Genomic DNA, 18,780 nt, shown 5'->3' on the forward strand with positions numbered 1-18,780 from the left:
GCTCTGCGGCGACCTTGGTCTCGGGCACCGCGCGGCCGAGGTCCACGGGCTGCGCCGCGCCGCCGCCCCCGCAACAACCGCCTCCGGCCGCGGTGAGCTGCAGGACGTCAAGCTTCTCGCTCATCGGTTCTCCTCGCTGCGTCGCGCGCGGTCGCCGTGCCTGGACCCGCGATGACCAGACTGTTTAGACGCTCTTCTAAGCAATCTCAGCTTGCCTTGCTGCCTAGATAGATGTCAAATTAGAGGTATGTCTAAGTTGATGGAACTGGAGGACGTGACAGCCCCGGTGTGCTGCTCGCCACTGAGCGGTCCCACGCTGGGCGGGGACGAGGCGGTCGAACTGGCCGGGGTGTTCAAGGCACTGTCGGACCCCGTCCGGCTGCGGCTGCTGAACATGATCGCCTCCGCCCCGTCCGGCGAGGCGTGCGTGTGCGACCTGACCGGCCCCTTCGAGCTGACCGGACCGACCATCTCCCACCACCTCAAAGTCCTCCGCAAGGCCGGGCTGATCAACGGCGAACGCCGCGGAACCTGGGTGTACTACCAAGTGGTCCCCGAGCGCCTCACCCGACTCTCCGGCCTGTTCACCCTGCCCGGTCAGGCGGGACGAGGCGGGGCTCCGGATGCTCGGAGGCTCAGGTAGTCCCCGCTGGTCAGGGCGTAGACGGTACCAAGGAGAGCACCGCCCCCAGCACCTACGCAGACGGCTGAGTCTGCACCGATGGTGATCAACCCGAGAGCCGCCGCCTCGGACGGGTATGCGCGACGACTCGCACCTGGCACCCGACCGTCGTTCTCGGCCTCAGCAGGCAGCCGCGTCGAGGACCGCGGCGACCCGGTCGAGCACGTTGGACGGTGGGGTGTACGGGACGCGCAGGTGGCGGGTGAGAGTGGCGTCGGCCGCGAAGCGCGGGCCGGAGGTGAGCTCGACCCCGTTCCGTCCGGCTCTCTCGACCACCGTGTCGGCGGAAACCTCGGCGAGACGCAGCCACAACGCGAGCCCACCGGGTGGAACCGTGAAGTCCCAGCGGGTGTCGTTGCCGAGCAACGCGCTGAGGTGGTCGCGCCGGCGCCTGAGTTCACCGCGGCGTCGCTCGAGCACCGGTTCCAGGTCGTCCAGGAGTTCGACGGCGATGAGCTGCTGCACGGGGGGCACGGACAGCGGGCCTGCGAGGGGATGGCCCTGAAGGCGCCTGATGAGCGGGGTCGCAGCTCGGATCCAGCCGATGCGCAGGCCGGACCAGATCGCCTTGCTGGTCGAGCCGATCAGTACCGCGCCGCGGATCCGGGGCAGGGGTTCCGGCCGGTCGCGGAGATCGAGGTCGCGCATGGTCTCGTCCGCGATGACGGTCACCCGGTGCCGTTCGGCCAGCTCGGCGACGGCTCGGCGCGTTCGCAGCGGCATGAGCGCACCGGTGGGGTTCTGGAAGTCGGGCACCAGATAGGCGAGCTGTCCCCGGGCGGCGGTGAAGGCGGCCTCGAGCTGGTCGAGGTCCCAGCCCTCGGCGGTCACTCTCACGCCGGCCAGCCTCGTCCCGGATCCGCGCAGTACGTGGAGCGCGTCGAAGTACGTGGGGCTCTCGACGGCGGCCACCCGGGGTTCGAAGTGCACGGCGAGCAGGGTCAGCGCGGCGCGCGCACCGCTGGTGACGAGGATCTGCTCGGGCCGGGTCGCCAGCCCCTCACGGGTGTACCGACCCGCGATCGACGCACGCAGCTCGGGCAGGCCCGGACCTGGTTCGCCATGCTCGGCCAGCAGCGGAGCGGCTCGGTCCAGGGCCCGCCGGGCCGCCGCCAGGTAGGCCTCCTGCGGCGCGGCGGGCACGGCCCGGCGCAGATCGGTGACGGCGCCGCTCTCCCCCGTCGCCGAGATGGGAGCGATCCGCTCCGCGGCGGCCGGGGGCAGGCGCACCGTGCTGGCGCTTCCGTGCCGGGTGGCGACCCATCCGCTGTCGCGCAACCGATCCAACGCGGCCGTCACCGTGCCGCGACTCACCCCGAGGGCGGCGGCGAGGCGACGTTCGGCGGGCAGCTCGCTGCCGGTGCGTATGCGGCCGTCGAGCACCGCGTCCCGCACTGCCTGGTCCAGCGCCGCGATCAGTGTCGCGTCGGGCCGTCGCCAGGGCCCCAACGCCCGTACCAGCTGCTCCGCTCCCATCCGCACTGGTCCACTTTCCCACGATTGGACCATGCCTTCGATCCCGCGCCTGCCTACCGTCGTGGTCAGCCGAGACGAAATGGAGACATCCTTCATGGACCCGCGACTTGCGGCAGACCGCGACGAATTGCCGAAGCTCCTCGGAGACGTGCAACGGCACGCCGCCGCCTTCCTTGCCGGCCTGGACGAGCGGGACGTCGTCCCTTCTGTGCCCGTTCCGCCGCCCACACCGATGCTCGCGCGGGGCGTGGGCCTGAAGGCGACACTGGACGAGTTCGCCGAACGCTGGGAACCGGCACTGTCTTCGAGCGCGGGACCGCGCTACCTCGGCTTCGTCACAGGCGGCGCGACCCCGGCGGCGCTGGCCGGCGACTGGCTGACCTCGACCTGGGACCAGAACGCCTTCTCCTCCCTGGACGGAGCGGGCCAGCACCTGGAGCGCGAGACGATCGCCTGGCTGCGCGGCTTCTTCGGGCTGTCCGGCCGGCATCACGGAACGTTCGTCAGCGGAGCCACCATGTCCACCACCGTCGGCCTCGCGACCGCCCGGGAATGGCTCGGCGAACGCCAGGGCGTCTCACCGGCCGAGGACGGTGTGGGCGCCCTCGGCCCGGTCCGGGTCCTCTCCGGGGCCGCGCATTCGAGCGTGTCCAAGGCGCTGTCGGTTCTCGGCGTGGGACGCGCCGCCTTGGTCCCGGTGGACACTCTCCCCGGCCGGGAGGCCGTCGATGTCGCCGCGCTCGAGCGTGCCCTGCGAGAGCACCAGGCCGACGGGCCGTGCGTGGTCGTCGCCAACGCCGGCACCGTCAACACCGCTGACTTCGATGACCTGCGCGCCATCATCGCCTTGCGGGAACGCTACGACTTCTGGCTGCACGTGGACGCCGCATTCGGCGCCTTCGCGGCCCTGACCACGGACTACTCGCACCTCGTCGACGGCCTCGACGCCGCCGACTCGGTCTGTGTCGACCTGCACAAGTGGCTGAACGTGCCGTACGACAGCGCCGTCCAGTTCACCCGCCGACGTGACCTGCAGACCACCGTCTTCCAGAACGCGGCCGCCTACCTCGGCCCACTCGGCGACACCCCCGACACGGCCCACCTCACGCCGGAGAACTCCCACCGCCTGCGGGCCGTCGCCGCCTGGTTCACCCTGCGCGCCTACGGACACGACGGCCACCGCGAAATCGTCGAACGTTGCATCGCCTGCGCCCGCGCCCTGGGCGACGCCATCGACGCCATGCCGGGGCTTCGCCTCCTCGCGCCCGTCCACCTGAACGTCGCCTGCTTCACCCTCGCGAAGAACCCCACCGCCGAACGCCTGGCCGCACTCACCGGCCGGCTCACCGACGAGGTCTTCCTCACCCCGACCGTTCTGGACGGCGTGCCTGCACTACGGGCCGCCTTCAGCAACTGGCGCACCACCGAAGCCGACACCCGCCGTGTCGCCACCGCCCTGCAAGCGGCACTCCACAATCTGTGACCGTCCAGATGGCGTCCCGGGGGCGACCAGGACGCCGCTCGGCGCGGTCACGTCCCGTAGCGAGAGGTGACGACCGAAGGACGCTCGACCGGACGTCCGGCGTCGATGGACTGGGCGAGCCGGACGAACTGGGCCTCGGCCCAGGCGAGCGGTGAGGCCGAGCCCGTCGCCTTGCCGAAGGTGAAGCCGTACTGGTCGGTCCGGTCCCACACCTGTTCGGGGATGAGGTAGCCGTCGTTCGCGCTGTCGGCCATGGCCTTCAGCTGGGCGGTCGCCGGACGGCCCGCGGCCAGTTCGTACTCGCCTCGTTCGCCCGACAGCAGCGACCATGCCCGGCCGGTCGGGTGGCCGTGGTTCGCGGGCCAGCCGGTGCCGTCGTCCTGGCTCTCGCCGTAGGAGTCGTGGTTGTACCGGTGGTAGTACACGTCGCCGTTGGGGGCGGTGACCGAGTCGACCGCGTCGAGCTCGGGCAGCGAGGCGGTCACGTCGCCGTAGGACGCGGGGCGGACGCCGAGCCGGACCAGGTCCAGGAAGCCGCCGTCGACGATGTCCCGCTCCCACCAGGTACCGTCGGCGAAGGTGCGGGAGTAGGTGTCGTTGGGGTTGGTGTCGTGCTCGATCCGCTCGTAGTAGGAGTGGTCGCCGAAGTACCCGGTGGTGGTGAACGTCCATCCGTCCAGCGAGTTCCGCCACGAGTCGGCGGTGTTCTCATACGTGGTGGCGCTCGCGGTGTCGCCGTTGCGGCGGGCGATGTCACCCGCGCAGACCAGACCGGCGATCTCGGCCGCGACGGTGGACGGCGACACGCCGCTCTGCTCCTCCCAGCGCTCCCCCGGGGTGGCGGGGCCGAAGCTCACGATGTGGTCGGCGGTCAGCTTGATCTTCGACCATGTGGCGGCGTCGGTGAGCCCGGTCTGCCACGCCAGGACGATCGGGAAGGCGTCCTCGTCGAGTTGCTCACAGCAGCCGAGCTGCTGCGGGGTCGCGCCGCTGACCCCGCCGACCGGTGAGTAGCGGGGGAAGGATCCGGGCCCATATGTGACGCCGTCACCCGGCGTCCACGCGGTGATCTGCTGGTTGTTCCACAGCCACTGGGCCATGCGTTTGGCCTGGCCGGTATCGCCCGCAGCGAGAAGAGCCGTCGCTTGCTGGTAGAGGTCGCGGGCCCACACCCGGTGGTAGCCGTCGTTCAGCGCACTGCCGTCGACGTAGTCACCCCAAGGCGTGGCCAGGGACGCGACGTTCGCGCCCGGGAAGGTCTTGTCCTCCAGGCCGTGCAGCGTCATCAACCCCACCAGGTACGTGCGGCGCAGCAGCGTGTCACCGGACACGCTGGCGGGCACGGTCTCACCGCTCAGATAGCTGTGCCAGCCGGACCCATATGACGACTCGGCAGCAGCAAAACCCGACGACAGCGACGCATTGGCCGTCGACGCCGCCGTCGCGCGGTCAGCGCCGAAGCCCAGCGCGAGCGTGAACGTCGTGTCCGCGCCGACCGGAACCTGACCGGCCTGCACGATGTTGCCGGCGCTGTTCGCGGTGTCGTATTGCCCGGTCAGGTGCTTGTTGGCGCGCAGGTCGGTGAGGGCGTCGCTGGACGTCGCGCTGTAGCCGCTGGTGTGCGTGGTGAAGCCCGCCGAGGACTTCAGTGCCGAGGCCACCGTCGACCCGAACACCGCCTGCCCGTCGGAGGCGACCAGCACGCCGTTCGAGGCGTCCCATGCGCCGGTGTCGTTGCCACCGCTTCCGGCCAGCGACGGATTGAACAACGCATAGAGCTGGTACGACCCGCCGTCCAGCGACTGGAAACGCGTCTTGACCATCAAGGTCGAACGGGACGGGTCGGTCACGTACGTCTCGGTCAGCCGGTATCGGCCGCTCGTCGCAGTGTTGGTCACGGTGTACTCCGGGGACTTCTCGTCCGGCATGGACACCGTGTGCGTCGTCGCGTCCCGTTCGAGGTCGGCGAAACTCGAACCATCGGTCACCACGTACTGCAGATCCTGCACGTCGGACACGTCGGTCCGCGGGTAGAAGACCTCGGAGGTGACGCCCTTGGCCACGGTGAACCAAACCTTGGACGCCGCGTTGGTGGCGGTGCCGAGCGCCACCTTGTCCCCAGTCGTCCAGGACGAACCACCGCCCGGCGCACCGGGTGCATCACCGGCGGCATACGCCGTACCCGACCCCACCGCCGCCGCTCCCAGCAACAACGCCGCACCAAGCCGACCAAGCCGCGCGCACCAGCCCATGGCAACGCCCCTTAACGCATAGCGAGAGAGACCGTCCACCCAAACCTAAACGCCCCTGGAGGCGCCGACAAGATACGACACCTCACCACACCAGAGGCCACGGGACCCGATCCCTGTTCTTGCGGATGAGCGGCGAAATCGAATTCCATCCCAAGCAAGCAAATGACCATTCATTCTGCCTAGAGATTCTGCTGAGAGACCCACCCCTCCTCCTTTCTGTAGATCAGCACCACTGAGCCTTTTTCAGCGGTGTCTGGAGGGCTGCTGGTCACGGCATGATCGCGGACGGCGCGGCGGGCCAGGAACGCAGCAAAGCCCCTGGTAGGACCAGTGATCTCTCACAACCGACCGTCCCCACCAGAGGCTTCACATGCTTTTCTATCGTTCTTCGCTGCCGTTGTCGCGTCAGACCCTGAACTACGCGACCGGGGTGGTCCGACGGCACCGCACCAAGATCGGCAGCAGAGGGCGAGTGCTCAGCCCAGGCACACAGGCGTTGATGGCGCCGGTCTACCTGCGCATAGGCGAGACGTTCGCCGAGCTCGGCGCCGGATTCGGAGTCTCCACCTCCACAAGCTCCGCTGCTGCCCACACCGCGTCGGCCACCTCGCCAAAGCCATCCACGTCCTACACACCCGCGAAACCCAAACTCACTGAAAAAGGCTCACTGTGGCTCCATTCAAGGCGTATCCCATCGCATCGGCCGCACTGGTCAAGGTGCGGGCCTCTGGGCGGGACCCTTGTTGATCGCGATTGCCGCCCTCGCCGCCCGCACCAGCGCGTCGCCGACGACGGGACCACTCCACCGCACCGCCCCTCGCTCCGCACCGCGTCTCCCCGCCGCGTCACGGACGAGCGCTCCCAGAGCGGGCCAAGGAAGGATCGACCTGGCACGGTTCCTCACCTCAACCTGGCGGTGGTCGTCCGCTTCACCGGTAGCGGCCACACCGCCTCCGCGCGGAACACCACGCGCGGATTCATCTGGAAGTGCAGGGCCCACCGACCCGGCGAACGCAGTAACAGATCAATTTGACCCAGTCACCTAACGCTACATGTCACAGGCACATGCGGGCTGCCGGCATTACCAAGAGAGACCAGTCGATAACACCCCGAAGGCAATTCGAGCGTCCCCTGTTCACTGCAAGGAGACCTCAATTGATCGGGTGCCGCTGGCGGCGTGGCATTGTTGGTCACCGCGATGTTCGTTGGCGAACATCTGATCTCGAATGGCCACAGCAACGCTCGTTCAGCGTCGCCGGCTCCGCCTCTGCCGCACCACTTCTTCATCGCACACCGAGGGAGTGGGACCTACCTGGCGCCGGAGAACACCGCGGCGGCGTTCGAGGCGGGGATCGCCGACCCGCACGCCAAGCTGCTGGAATTCGACATCCGGATCCTCAAGGACGGCGGCGCCGGAATATGGCATGGGCCGGGTCGTGGAACTCGGGGTGCCGTCCGGCGGTCGCGTGCAATCTCGAGTCCTGATCGCACGATGCTCACGAAATGAGTGTCAAGCACGCTCATGGCACCGCCCAGAGGCGTCCATTGGACGATGATGTGCTGCGCGGCGGCTCACGCGTAGCCTCTGGATAAATCTCCTCGCCCCCGCAGGCCAAACGGTAGAGGCAATCCCGTAGCGGGTTCCCGTTTCGGTTCACGCCAGATCGGGATACCTCGTGCGCCCTGATTCCGCAGCCACATTTCTGGAGCGATTCTCATGAATCACGCGCCCGCGCCATCATCCGGCGACCTCTCCATCGACTACGTCGAGATGTACGTCGAGAACCTGGAGGAGGCCGCCTTCTCCTGGGTCGACAGGTACGCCTTCGCGGTGGTCGGCACCGGCGGGTCGGCCGACCATCGCAGCGTGGCCCTGCGGCACGGCCGGATCACGCTCGTGCTCACCACGGCGACCTCCGATCAGCACCCCGCCTCCACCTACGTCATGTCCCACGGTGACGGCGTCGCCAACATCGCGTTGCGCACCGCCGACGTCGAAGCGGTCTTCAACGCCGCCGTCGCGGCCGGTGCGCCCGCGCTCCGCGAGCCGACCAGGCACGCGGGCGGCGGCCCTGCGGTCACCGCCACGATCGGCGGCTTCGGGGACATCGCGCACACGCTCGTCCAGCGCGCCGACGGCGAGCTCCCGGGACTGCCCGTCGGCTTCCTGCCGGTGCTGAAGGCCCGGAACGAACGGGCCACCGACGTCGGCCTGGGCGACATCGACCACTTCGCGGTGTGCCTCAACGCGGGCGACCTCGCGTGCACGGCCGAGTTCTACCGCCGGGTCCTCGGCTTCCGGGAGATCTTCCAGGAGCGCATCGTCGTCGGCGCGCAGGCGATGGAGTCGAAGGTCGTGCAGAGCGGGAGCGGCGCCGTGACGCTCACGCTGATCGAGCCGGACCCCGACGCCCATCCCGGCCAGATCGACGACTTCCTCAAGAGCCACCACGGGCCCGGGGTCCAGCACATCGCGTTCTCCACGCCGGACGCGGTCCGCTCGGTCCGCATCCTGGGCGGTCGCGGCGTCGACTTCCTCACCACGCCGGCCGCCTACTACGACCTGCTCGCAGAGCGGATCGAGATCGGTACGCACACGCTCGACCAGTTGCGCGCCACCAACCTGCTCGCCGACGAGGACCACGCGGGGCAGCTGTTCCAGATCTTCACCGCCTCCACCCATCCGCGACGGACGCTGTTCTTCGAGGTCATCGAGCGCCAGGGCGCGCGGACCTTCGGCAGCGCGAACATCAAGGCGCTGTACGAGGCCGTCGAGCTCGAGCGGACAGGGCAGCGTGGCGCCGTGGGATGACTCGACCCGGCCGGGTCTTTCCCCGGCGGCGGATGCCCCGATGCGCTCGCGTCCCTGGAGGACGTCGAGGCGGCCGCGGCCGAGGTCCTGCCCAAGGACGTGTGGGACCTCGGCCGCGGGCGGCACGGGTGGGGAACGCACGCTGAGGCCGAATGGCCGCGCTGGACCAGGTGTTCCCGACACCCGGAACGGCCCCGGATCCGTCCCGCACGGATCCGGGGCCGTTCCTGTTCTCGTCTGCGTCCGGCTACCGGGTCGGTTCTCGGTCGCTCATCTCGGCGATGAGGCTCTTGGGGCGCATGTCGGTCCAGTGTTCGTCGACGAACGCGAGGCACGCCTGCCGGGTGTCCTCGCCGTGGACCGCGGTCCAGTCGTTCGGCACGTCGGCGAAGGCGGGCCACAGCGAGTGCCGGCCCTCGTCGTCCACCAGGACGAGGAACGTGCCGTCCTCGTCATCGAACGGGTTGGTCATGGCTCGTCTCCGTTTCGGATAGAGCGGGGTCCGGGGGTTCAGACGACCTCGGCGACGTTCGCGACCTTGCGTTCCACGCGGTCGGCGAACTCCGCCCACAGGCCCGCGCATTCGCCGGCGAGCTCGGCGACCAGGCCGCTGCAGTGCGACGGGACGTCCTCGATGATCTTGTCCCAGTTCTCGGGGCTGAGGGTGTGCAGGGTGAGGAGGCGGAGCAGGGTCCGGCCGCTGCTGCTGAAGCGCAGCGCCGGGTCGGTCCTGAGGCGTTCGATGACGGTGACGCGGTCCCTGGCCGCGGCCCGTCCACGGGTCGTGACGCCGGGACCAAAGGCGTGCCGGAGAGCCGGTACCGCCGGAGAACCGCGGTGCCGCTCTCCACGCGGTTGGAGCACGGGATCCTCGCCGCGCATCAGGCGGTTGCGCACGTCGCGCGCGGTCTCCGGGGAGATCCCGGCGGCGCGCGCGATCTGCCGCAGCGACAGTGAGGGGTCGGCGGCGATGATCCGCCCCGCCCGGCTGCGGCCCTCGGCGGCGTTGATCGGACGGACGCGGCCGTCCTGGCCCGTCCTGGCCGCGTCCGGGGCCGCGCCGTCGCGGATCTGCCGCCGCACCTCGGCGACGGTCCCGGGCGCGACGCCGACGACCGACGCGACCATGCGGTCGGACCAGTCGGGGTGGGTCGTGAAGATGCGGCCGGCCGCGCGTTTACGGTCGGCCATGGAGAGCGGCAGGCCGTGCGTGGTGTTCGCCTCGACGGCCAGGACGAAGGCGTCGCGTTCCTCCCCGTCGAAGAAGACGGCCTCGATCGTGGTGTGGCCGCGCAGTTGCGCGGCCCTCAGCCGGTGCAGTCCGTCGATCACCCGCATCGACGGTTGGTGGACGATGATGGGCGGAAGCGGGACCTGAGCGCCGGCGAGGGCTTCCACGTGCTCGGGATCCTCACCGGAGGTGCGCGGCGAGCCGGCCGCTGTCAGGGCGGCGATCTCGACCTGGACGACCTGCTCGTGATCGATGTGCGCCGGTTCGGGCTCCACGGAGATCACTCCCCTTAATTTCAATGTTCGAAACCCCAGGCAACAATCGGACGTTAACAGTCGGCACTTTTGAAGGGCACCCCTAAGCACCCCCGAACCACCCCTGTTCGCCACCCCGATCACACCCCTAGCCATACAATTCACATTCAGCAGAAAGGTTCGCTTTCCCGGGGGGTGGAGAACAAGGGAAAGCTCCCGACAACGTGTCGTCGGGAGCTTTCGGCGCCAGGGCGTCAGCCGACCGGGACCAGCGGGTCGTCCGCTGGGGACATCGGCCGGGTGAGCGAGCGGCCCATCAGGGGCGCCATGACGGCGGCGATGTTGGCCACCTCCGGGATGTCGGGGCCGGTCAGGGCCTGCGCGCCGTCGCACAGCGCCGTCTTCGGGTCGGGGTGGACGTCGATGATGACGCCGTCGGCGCCGACCGCGATGGCGGCCCGGGTCAGCGGCGCGACCAGTTCGCGCCGCCCGCCCGAGTGGGACGGGTCCACGACCACCGGCAGGTGGGAGAGCCGCTGGGCCGTCGGCACCGCGGCGATGTCGAGGGTGTTGCGGGTACTGGTCTCGAAGGTGCGGATGCCGCGTTCGCACAGCACGATGTCGAGGTTGCCGCGCAGCGCGACGTACTCGGCGGCCATCAGCCACTCGTCGATCGTCGCACCGAAGCCGCGCTTGAGCAGCACCGGTCTGCCGGCCTCTCCCACGGCCTGCAGCAGCGCGAAGTTCTGCATGTTGCGCGCGCCGATCTGGAGCATGTCGGCGTACGCGGCGACCAACTCGACCGCCCCGGGTTCGACCACCTCGGTCACCACGGGTAGGCCGGTCTCGCCGCGGACGTCGGCGAGGATGCGCAGCCCCGCCTCACCGAGCCCCTGGAAGGCGTACGGGGAGGTACGCGGCTTGAAGGCCCCGCCGCGCAGCAGCGAGGCGCCCGCCGCCCTGGCCAGGCGGGCGGCCTCGAGCGTCTGCTCCGGCGTCTCCACGGCGCACGGGCCCGCGATCACGGTGAGGGTGTCGGGGCCGATCGGGACGCCGCCCACCCGGACCACCGACCGGTCCGCGTGGTTCTCACGGCTGACCAGCTTGTACGGGACCGAGATCGCGACGACGTCGAGGACGCCGCGGAGGCCGCGCAGGTTGAGCGTGCCCAACGCCGCGTTGTCCCCGACCAGGCCCACGATGGTGCGGGAGACGCCGCGGCTGACGAAGGCGTCGCCGCCCGCCGAGCGCACCAGGCCGACGATCGCGTCCACATCTTCCTCGCTGACCTCCGGGGCCATGATCACGACCATGAAAGACGCTCCTCTTTCATTTTCTCCAGAACGGGGGTCGAAACGTTTCCCTCACATGCTATGACGGCGGCCGGCCGCTGAAATGAATGTCCATTGGCAATGAGAGCGGGGCCGTCAGGTGAGAATGGGCGCGCGCCGTCGGGGATGCCGGGGGGCGCTCCGGCCGGCGCCTCCCGGTTCTCGAACTTGGCCGCCAGGTCCGCGCGGCATTTGATGTCGAGTTTGCGGTACACGCGGGTGAGGTGCTGTTCGACCGTGGAGACGGTGATGCACAGCCGGCCGGCGATCTGCCGGTTGGTGTGGCCCCGCACCGCGAGCCGCGCCACCCGCAGTTCGGCGTCGCTGAGATCGCCGGGTTGCGCCTCGGCACGGCGTTCGAGTTCGGTGGTGCCCGGCGACGGCGCCGGCCGGGGCGAGCGACCGTCCGGCGGCGCGTCCCGCTCTCCCGGGTCCCGCGCGGGACCCCACGCCCCGCTCTCCGCCACCAGCCGTCGCGCCTCGGCGGCCAGGACCTCCGCCCTGGCGGTTCCGCCCACCACGCGGTGGGCCTCGGCCAGGTCCTCCAACGCGCGGGCGAGTTCGAGACGGTGACCGCCCTGCGCGGCCAGGACCTCGACGGCCTGGTCGAGCGCGCCGATCCGGTGTTCGGGCGGCATGGTCGCGGCGCGCAGCCGAAGAGCGGCCCCGCGTGTCCACGCGTCACCGGCGCCCAGGGTGACCAGTTGCTCGTCGACGCAGGCCCGCGCCTGTTCGACCTTGCCGAGGGCGAGGAAGGCGCGGGCGGCGTCGACCCGCCACGCGATCAGCGCCGGCACGTCCATATCCCACCCGCCCAGAAGGTCGCCGCACGCGTGAAAGTCGTCCAGTGCCGCATACGGTCGCCCGGCGGCGAGGTAGTAGTGCCCTCGAGCCCACAGATAGAACGCACCGGCGGGGCTCTGGAAGGCCGCCTCCGGTACCGGAACACTCAAGTAGGCGCCGGCCTCCTGGAAATCGTTCCTCGCCGTGAGCGTGTAGACCATGGCGCCCAGAGGGAGCGCGACGGCCGGCCCCCACCCCTCCGGGCTCAGGACCTCGAGAGCGGTACCGGCGGCCCGTTCCGCCGCGCCGAGCCTGCCCAGCCTGAGGTCGATGAGCGCGCGCGCCGCGGCGAAAAGCGCCTGCCATGTGGGCGCCCGCCGATCGGCGGCCTCGGTCACGAGGACGTCGCACCAGAACCCCGCCTTGGCGTGGTTGTCGGTGAGGAGGAGCGAGAACAGCGCCGCGAGCGCCGCCGTGAGGCTGCCGTCGCTCACGCGCGTGCCCTGCAGGATCTGCTCCGCCCGGATCATCGCGTCGCCGCCGGTGTTGCGCCCGAGCACCGCGCTCAGCAGCGCCGCGGCGCGGTGGTTGGGGTCCAGCGCCGGGGCCAGCGTGTTCACCGGGATCTGGGGACCGCCGTCGCGAACCGCTCCGGGCAGGCCCGGATAGCCCCGACTCATCAGGACCCGGACGAACTCCAGATCTCCGGGCGCCGTCTGTCCCGGCCGTGCTTCGACGACGTCGAGGACCTGCCGGGCGTCGTCGACCCGTCCGGCCCAGAGCAGGTATCCGATCAGGCTCCTGGCGTCCGGACCGTCCAGCCGGCCGGAGAGCGCGGCCGCGGTGAGTTCGGGCAGGTGCCAGGCCGCCCCGGCCGGATTGAGGCGCCATTCGGAGCGGACGAGCCTCATGCGGATCGCCAGGTCCTGCCGTTCGTCGGGGCAGAGCTCCCGGGCGGAGCGCAGGCAGTGGACGGCGGGCTCGGCCTCGCCGGCCGCCAGGTACCGGTCCGCCGCCTCCAGCAGCGTCAGCAGCGGCCACGGAGCCTCGATCGGCTCGGCGGCCGTGAGGTGGCGGGCCACCACGGTCGCGGGCTCGCCCCGGTCGTGCAGCACCTTCGCCACCCGCGCCTCGAGCCGGGCCCGCCGCGGCGGGACCAGGCCCTTCAGCACCGTGAGCCGTCCCAGCTCGTGACGGAACCCGCTGTCGTCCATGAGCCCGATCTCGGTCAGCGAGCCCAGACCGCGTTCGGCGAGCTCGAGTGAGACGCGCAGGACCTCCGCGAGCGCTTCGGGCGAACCCCGCCGCCCGAGTACGGCCGCTGCCTGGGCCATCCGCCGCAGCGGAGGATCCCCTCGATAGAGGCATGAGGTGACCGCCCGGGCGAACGCCGCGCCTGGCACCACGAACCGCTCCGCGTGCTCGGACGGTCCCGATTCCCGCTCCGTTGGACCGCTCCTCTGGGTGACCTCCTCATGCTCCCCGGCGTGGAACGCGGCCCCGGTGTGGTCCTCGATCAGCGCCCGCAGGAGCAGCGGATTCCCTCCGCTGAGGCGGTGGAAGTCCAGCGCGTGCAGGCGCGCCACCTCGGCGCCCAGCGCGTCGGCGAGCAGCTCGGCCACACCCTGCGGTGAGAGCGGCGCGAGCCGGATGTGTCGGCAGCGTTGCTGACGGAGAAGCTCGATCCGGAAGAGCGGATCGTCGGCCAGCAGACTGCTCCCGTCACCGAGAACCAGCAGCAGGCGGCGCGGCCCCAGGCGCCGCGCCAGAGAGAGCAGGGCCTCCCGGGAGAGGACGTCCGCGTGCCCGACGTCGTCGACGCTCAGCACGACCGGACGCTCCCTGGCCTGGTCGAGCAGAATCCCGCAGAGCTTGGGGATGACCTTCGCGGCCTCCGGCGAATCCAGCAGCCTCATCGCGAGGTCGCGCTCGGCCGGGGGCAGGTCCGCACCGAGCAGCAACTGTCCCATCACGCCGAACGGCAGTCCCCGCTCGGCGCTGGACCCCGTGGCCGAGAGGAACAGGGCGCCGGACTCGGCGACGCTGTCGCCGAAGGCGCGCAGCAGGACCGTCTTGCCGCTGGCGATCGGCCCGCTGACCAGTGCCACCCCGCTCTGCCCGGCGGCGCACGAATCCAGCATGGCACTCAGGCCAGAGAATTCTTTGCGGCGCTCCACCAGCTTCATGGCTTTTGAATGCACCCCGCTCCCGTTATTGCTCCGAGTTCGGCCACCGCCTTCCGTTCCAACTCTGCCACGAACAAATAGAAGCCATCATGACACACCGCGCGATATTGCAACACAGTGTCACAAATAACGCGGCCACCTGCACGGTGACCAGATTGCGCCATCTGTCGCCGTATTTGTTTTCAGGCAGGCCGGGAAGAACCATCGAAGAATCCTTTGTTCGCCGCCCGGCGTTCAGTCCGGGCGGCGACCGCCGAACGTCCTCCCCCGCGGTCGCCGTCCGCCGTCCACATACCTTCAATTCGTTGGCGAGCCGTTCGGCGGCCTGATCCTGGCCCTGCCTGCGCGGCCTCTCCGGAGCAGTCCGGCGACGCGCTCCGCGGCGATCGCGTCCTTCGCGGCGCCGGAGTCGCGCAACGCGTCCACCACCCGCGCCAGGTCGTTCGCCAGGTCCTCCAGCACCGCGGCGACCGGCTCGGCGTTGGCCAGCAGGATGCCCGTCCACAGCCGGGGGTCGCCGGCCGCCTTGCGGGTCACGTCGTAGACCCCCTGGCCGGCCAGGCCGAGGTCCTGCTCGGCGGCGGCCTCCAGCCGTGCGGCCATCGCCACCGACACCACGTGCGGCGCGTGCGAGACCAGGGCCACCGCGCGGTCGTGCGCCGCGGCGTCGAGAGTGACGGGCTCCGCGCCGCAGGCCCGGACCAGCCCCGTCACCACCGCCACCGCGTCCGGGGCGGTCTCGGGGCCGGGACACAGCGCCCACGGACGACCGGCGAACAGGTCGGCGCGGGCGGCGCCCGGGCCGGACCGCTCACGTCCCGCCATCGGATGCCCGGGAACGAAGACCGACATGTCACATCCCCGTTCGGCCGCCTCCGCCAGCGGTATCCCCTTGACACTCGCCACATCGGTGCAGACGCGGGCGAGCCCGCGCTTCTGCGCGTCGGACAGGGCCTCCGGAACGGCGGCCGGCGGCACCGCCAGCACGGCCAGGTCGGCGGGCTCGGCAAGCGGGCCCGCGGGCAGCGGCTCTCCCGCTCCCAGCCCGGCCGCCATCCGCACCGCCGCCGGATCGCGGTCGGCGAGCCGGACCGCCGCGCCGCGCCTGGTCATCGCCAGCGCGATCGAGGTCCCGATCAGCCCCGTTCCCACCACCACGACTCGTCGTGGCATATCCGCCGTCTCCACCGATCCGCCCCTTCCCCCGTGTCCCATGCCGAACGATCGCGGGCGCCTGGCGCGGCGGGCCTCCCGCCGTCCACGCGCGCCGTTCGGCCGACTGCGCGTCGCCCGACCGCGGGGCGGTCGACTCCGTGCGTGCGAACGTGCCGGGCATCGCCGCGTCGACGGTCGATCCTCACGTGCGCCATCTGGCGGGCCATGCGGGCCGACACCGCGGAACAGGGGGATCGGGGGATCGCCCCGGGCGAGTTCGCCACGTCCTGGATCGCGCCCGTGACAGCGTGCGCCGCCATGGTCGTGTCTCAGGTCCGCCGGATTCCCGGGGGCGGCGGCGGGGCGGGCGGGGCGAAGGGCGGTGGTTCCTCGGTGGCGTTCTCCGGCCTGGCCGGCCGTGGCGCCGGCGGCGCCTGGGGCTCGGGCGGGAGCGGCGGCTCCGGGGGCCGCGGGGGCCGCGGGGGCTCGGGGACCTGAGGCGGCTCGATCAGTCGAAATGGTTCGTCCCCGGCGGCCGGGAATGCGTCGGCCATTTTCGTTCACCTTCTCCTGTCAATTTCGCGGTCGAATTCATTTTGCATAGGGCCGGCGAAAGGGACAAGGCGCGTCCATGACGGGCAGTTTGACGGCCACGCGCGAGCATCCTTTCGCGGTCACGGTTACAGCCCGGTAACAGCCGGCGTTCCGCCGCGGTAACCGCCGGCCGGGTTGACTGGGTGCGCAGGAAGAACCCAGGGAGGAAGCATGTCGGCTCGACTCCTCGCGGCGGGGATCACGGCCGCCGTCGCCACAACGGTCCTCGGCGCGACCCTGGTTCCGTCGAGGGTGATCGAGGCCAGCGCCTCCTCAACCGACGCCCCTTCACCCGGCGCGGCCGCTCCCGCCACGCCGTCCGGCGCGCCCTCACGGGGAGACGCCGCACCGGGCGACGCCGCACGGGCCGAGAGGTTCACCGCCTGCATGCGCTCGCACGGCGTTCCGGACTTCCCCGGAATCACCGTCACCGGTGACGGCCGCGTCCTGCTGAACCTCGGCAAGGGGACGATCGATCCGATCTCCAGGGCCTACCGGTCCGCCGCCGACGCGTGCGGTCATCTCCTGCCCGCCGGATCGTCCCTGCCCGGACGGCCACAGCCGCCCAAGCCTCCAGAGCCGCGGCTCGACTTCAGGTGCAGCGGCGACGCGTGCCCCGTGCCGCCCAAGCCGCCGACGGAACCGGGCTGACCCCGAGCCCCCGCCTCACCGCCCCCGCCCGGCCGGAACCCCCGCCCGGCCGAGAAGCCCGGACCGGCATCCAGCCGGTCCGGGCTTCTCCTTCCCGGAGAGCCTCCGGTCACTGCGTCACCCGGCGGGCGAAGGAACGGATGGCCAGCCAGGTGAGCAGCGCCGCCGCGAGCAGGAGCGCCGTCAGGACGACCCAGAGCGGCATGTGGTCGACCTGGGGCGTGAGGACGGCCCGCAGTCCCTCGTTCAGATAGACCATCGGGTTGCCGAGGACGGCGACCTGGAGCCAGCGGACGCCGTCCAACCGGGCCCACGGAAAGTAGACGCAGCCGAGCATCATCGCGGGGAACATCACCAGCGTGAACAGGACCTGCGACTGCCGGGGGTCGATGCGGGTACCGAGATACATGCCCAGCGAGGCCGCGAACAGGGCGCCCGTCACCATGACGAGGAACAGCGCGGGCCAGTTGCCGACGTGAACAGAAGGGCCCTGGCCGCTCGCGTGCACGAACAGCACGACGGGGAAGACCAGCAACCCGGCCGCCAGTCCCTCCACCGCGGCGGAGACGATCTTCTGCAGGCCGAGCAGGGGGACCGACAGCGGCGCCAGCGCGCGGTCCTCGATCGACCCCGGTCCGGAGAGCTCCATCACGAGCGGGAACGTCACCGCGGCCATGGCCTGCAGGATCATCGACGAACCGACCAGACCCGGCACCATGACCGTGGAGAGGGTCGGCCCGGCCCCGACCGCGCCCCCGCCGACCTTGGGCATGACATAGGCGAAGACGAAGACGAACATCAGCGGCTGAACGAGGATCCGGACCGCGCTCATCACGAAGTTGCGGCGCAGCACCCGGACGTCCCTGGCCATGACCGCCAGGAAGGTCCAGACCGCTCGCGGCCTCGTGTCCGGCGCCTCGTTCATCACCATGGTCATTCGCGGTACTCCCGTCCGGTCAGGGTCAAGAAGACTGTTTCGAGACTCGGCAGCATCTGAGCGGCCTCCACGACGGTGACGCCCGCCTTCGCCGCCAGCGCGACCAGCTCGCTGAGGACCCCGTCGGGCTCGCGGGCGAACACCCGGACCCGGCCGTCCGCGGCCTCGATCCGGTCGACGCCGTCGCGGCCGCGCAACTCGTCGACGTCGAACGGCTCGCCGCGGTAGGAGAGGGTGATGACCGTCTCGCCACCGACGGACTCCTGAAGGCCCTGCACGGTGTCGCACGCCAGCACCCGGCCGTGGTCGATCACCGCGAGGCGGTCGCAGAGCGACTCGGCCTCCTCCATGTAGTGGGTCGTGAGCAGCACCGTCTGGCCCTCGGCCTGCAACGCCCGCAGGAGCTCCCACAGGTTGATCCGGGTCTGCGGGTCGAGCCCCGCCGTGGGCTCGTCGAGGAACAGGACGGCGGGCCTGTGCATGAGGGCCCGGGCGATCATCGCCCGCTTGACCTGCCCGCCCGACAGTTCGAACGGCCGCGCTCCCCTCCGGTCGGCCAGGCCGAAGTGCTCGGCGAGCCGTTCGGCGCGCCGCCGCGCGTCCCGGCGGCGCATGCCGAAGTAGCGGCCGCGGAACTCCAGGTTCTCGGCGAGGGTCAGCTCGATGTCGAGGGTGTTGTCCTGCGCCACCGTGCCGATCTGCCGTTTGACCCCCGCCGGGTCGGTCCTCACGTCCAGCCCGCACACCCGCGCCCGGCCGGCCGTGGGGCGGACCAGGGTCGTCAGCATGCCGATGGTGGTGGACTTGCCCGCGCCGTTCGGCCCCAGCAGGCCGAAGAACTCGCCCTTCCTCACACTGAGGTCGATGTTCCGGACGGCCTGGATCTCGCCGCCCGGACCGGAATATGTCTTCTGCAGGCGCTCCGCGTGAATCGCCAGATTGCTCAGCATCCC

At 70.7% G+C, this 18,780-nt stretch carries 15 protein-coding genes; 6 read left to right on the forward strand and 9 right to left on the reverse strand.

Features of this window, described 5'->3' with window-relative positions:
* Window positions 1-247 precede the first annotated feature (247 nt).
* Window positions 248-643 (forward strand): ArsR/SmtB family transcription factor, encoded by a 396-nt coding sequence (locus AB0L06_RS42950; RefSeq protein WP_500237499.1) that lies wholly within the window; start codon window positions 248-250, stop codon window positions 641-643.
* Window positions 644-802: 159 nt separating this feature from the next.
* Here AB0L06_RS42950 and AB0L06_RS42955 read toward each other — a convergent pair whose 3' ends face one another.
* The gene (locus AB0L06_RS42955) at window positions 803-2,158 is read right to left on the reverse strand and encodes an aminotransferase-like domain-containing protein (RefSeq protein ID WP_500237520.1); all 1,356 of its coding nucleotides are present in this window, start codon (window positions 2,156-2,158) and stop codon (window positions 803-805) included.
* 94 nt (window positions 2,159-2,252) lie between these two features.
* Between AB0L06_RS42955 and AB0L06_RS42960 the strand changes: the two genes are divergently transcribed.
* Window positions 2,253-3,641, forward strand: a complete 1,389-nt coding sequence (locus AB0L06_RS42960) for a pyridoxal phosphate-dependent decarboxylase family protein (protein WP_500237500.1) — start codon at window positions 2,253-2,255, stop codon at window positions 3,639-3,641.
* A gap of 47 nt (window positions 3,642-3,688) precedes the next feature.
* Here the strand turns inward: AB0L06_RS42960 and AB0L06_RS42965 are convergent, their stop codons facing one another.
* Window positions 3,689-5,833, reverse strand: a complete 2,145-nt coding sequence (locus AB0L06_RS42965; protein ID WP_500237501.1) for a glycoside hydrolase family 15 protein — start codon at window positions 5,831-5,833, stop codon at window positions 3,689-3,691.
* Window positions 5,834-6,263: 430 nt separating this feature from the next.
* On the opposite strand from AB0L06_RS42965, the gene AB0L06_RS42970 reads away from it, so the two are divergent.
* From AB0L06_RS42970 to hppD, 3 genes are all read left to right on the forward strand, one after another.
* On the forward strand, window positions 6,264-6,926 hold the full coding sequence (locus AB0L06_RS42970; protein WP_500237503.1) for a transposase family protein: 663 nt from the start codon (window positions 6,264-6,266) through the stop codon (window positions 6,924-6,926).
* A gap of 144 nt (window positions 6,927-7,070) precedes the next feature.
* On the forward strand, window positions 7,071-7,400 hold the full coding sequence (locus AB0L06_RS42975) for a glycerophosphodiester phosphodiesterase family protein (protein ID WP_500237505.1): 330 nt from the start codon (window positions 7,071-7,073) through the stop codon (window positions 7,398-7,400).
* A 210-nt stretch (window positions 7,401-7,610) separates the two neighbouring features.
* The gene (hppD, locus tag AB0L06_RS42980; RefSeq protein ID WP_500237506.1) at window positions 7,611-8,705 is read left to right on the forward strand and encodes a 4-hydroxyphenylpyruvate dioxygenase; all 1,095 of its coding nucleotides are present in this window, start codon (window positions 7,611-7,613) and stop codon (window positions 8,703-8,705) included.
* A gap of 247 nt (window positions 8,706-8,952) precedes the next feature.
* On the opposite strand, the gene AB0L06_RS42985 is transcribed toward hppD, so the two are convergent.
* The 5 genes from AB0L06_RS42985 to AB0L06_RS43005 all read right to left on the reverse strand — a co-directional run bounded on the left by AB0L06_RS42985 (window position 8,953) and on the right by AB0L06_RS43005 (window position 15,663).
* Complete coding sequence (locus AB0L06_RS42985) at window positions 8,953-9,177, reverse strand: MbtH family protein (RefSeq protein ID WP_500237507.1); 225 nt, start codon at window positions 9,175-9,177, stop codon at window positions 8,953-8,955.
* A 38-nt stretch (window positions 9,178-9,215) separates the two neighbouring features.
* A complete protein-coding gene (locus tag AB0L06_RS42990) occupies window positions 9,216-10,211 on the reverse strand; it encodes a ParB/RepB/Spo0J family partition protein (protein WP_500237508.1) in 996 nt (331 codons plus the stop codon).
* 233 nt (window positions 10,212-10,444) lie between these two features.
* Complete coding sequence (gene aroF / locus AB0L06_RS42995) at window positions 10,445-11,503, reverse strand: 3-deoxy-7-phosphoheptulonate synthase (RefSeq protein ID WP_500237509.1); 1,059 nt, start codon at window positions 11,501-11,503, stop codon at window positions 10,445-10,447.
* Window positions 11,494-14,490 (reverse strand): helix-turn-helix transcriptional regulator, encoded by a 2,997-nt coding sequence (locus tag AB0L06_RS43000; protein ID WP_500237510.1) that lies wholly within the window; start codon window positions 14,488-14,490, stop codon window positions 11,494-11,496. Before AB0L06_RS43000 ends, aroF begins: the two co-directional genes overlap by 10 nt.
* Before the next feature lie 297 nt (window positions 14,491-14,787).
* Window positions 14,788-15,663 (reverse strand): prephenate dehydrogenase, encoded by an 876-nt coding sequence (locus AB0L06_RS43005; protein ID WP_500237511.1) that lies wholly within the window; start codon window positions 15,661-15,663, stop codon window positions 14,788-14,790.
* 747 nt (window positions 15,664-16,410) lie between these two features.
* On the opposite strand from AB0L06_RS43005, the gene AB0L06_RS43010 reads away from it, so the two are divergent.
* Entirely contained in the window at window positions 16,411-16,890 is a 480-nt protein-coding gene (locus AB0L06_RS43010; protein ID WP_500237512.1) for a hypothetical protein, read from the forward strand.
* Between the two features lie 109 nt (window positions 16,891-16,999).
* Here AB0L06_RS43010 and AB0L06_RS43015 read toward each other — a convergent pair whose 3' ends face one another.
* Complete coding sequence (locus tag AB0L06_RS43015; protein ID WP_500237513.1) at window positions 17,000-17,827, reverse strand: ABC transporter permease; 828 nt, start codon at window positions 17,825-17,827, stop codon at window positions 17,000-17,002.
* Window positions 17,824-18,777: an ABC transporter ATP-binding protein gene (locus AB0L06_RS43020; RefSeq protein ID WP_500237515.1), complete on the reverse strand. Its 954-nt coding sequence runs from the start codon at window positions 18,775-18,777 to the stop codon at window positions 17,824-17,826. Before AB0L06_RS43020 ends, AB0L06_RS43015 begins: the two co-directional genes overlap by 4 nt.
* Between the last annotated feature and the right edge of the window lie 3 nt (window positions 18,778-18,780).

The organism is Spirillospora sp. NPDC052269, assembly GCF_040679435.1.
Classification (GTDB): domain Bacteria; phylum Actinomycetota; class Actinomycetes; order Streptosporangiales; family Streptosporangiaceae; genus Spirillospora.

Excerpts from the sequence above, each read along its gene's own strand:
- AB0L06_RS42950 (WP_500237499.1), top strand. The coding sequence starts at position 248 with ATGTCTAAGTTGATGGAACTGGAGGACGTGACAGCCCCGGTGTGCTGC.
- AB0L06_RS42985 (WP_500237507.1), bottom strand. The coding sequence starts at position 9,177 with ATGACCAACCCGTTCGATGACGAGGACGGCACGTTCCTCGTCCTGGTG.
- AB0L06_RS42960 (WP_500237500.1), top strand. The coding sequence starts at position 2,253 with ATGGACCCGCGACTTGCGGCAGACCGCGACGAATTGCCGAAGCTCCTC.
- AB0L06_RS43015 (WP_500237513.1), bottom strand. The coding sequence starts at position 17,827 with ATGACCATGGTGATGAACGAGGCGCCGGACACGAGGCCGCGAGCGGTC.
- AB0L06_RS43000 (WP_500237510.1), bottom strand. The coding sequence starts at position 14,490 with ATGAAGCTGGTGGAGCGCCGCAAAGAATTCTCTGGCCTGAGTGCCATG.
- AB0L06_RS42955 (WP_500237520.1), bottom strand. The coding sequence starts at position 2,158 with ATGGGAGCGGAGCAGCTGGTACGGGCGTTGGGGCCCTGGCGACGGCCC.
- AB0L06_RS42970 (WP_500237503.1), top strand. The coding sequence starts at position 6,264 with ATGCTTTTCTATCGTTCTTCGCTGCCGTTGTCGCGTCAGACCCTGAAC.
- AB0L06_RS43010 (WP_500237512.1), top strand. The coding sequence starts at position 16,411 with ATGTCGGCTCGACTCCTCGCGGCGGGGATCACGGCCGCCGTCGCCACA.
- AB0L06_RS43020 (WP_500237515.1), bottom strand. The coding sequence starts at position 18,777 with ATGCTGAGCAATCTGGCGATTCACGCGGAGCGCCTGCAGAAGACATAT.
- AB0L06_RS43005 (WP_500237511.1), bottom strand. The coding sequence starts at position 15,663 with ATGCCACGACGAGTCGTGGTGGTGGGAACGGGGCTGATCGGGACCTCG.
- aroF (WP_500237509.1), bottom strand. The coding sequence starts at position 11,503 with ATGGTCGTGATCATGGCCCCGGAGGTCAGCGAGGAAGATGTGGACGCG.
- hppD (WP_500237506.1), top strand. The coding sequence starts at position 7,611 with ATGAATCACGCGCCCGCGCCATCATCCGGCGACCTCTCCATCGACTAC.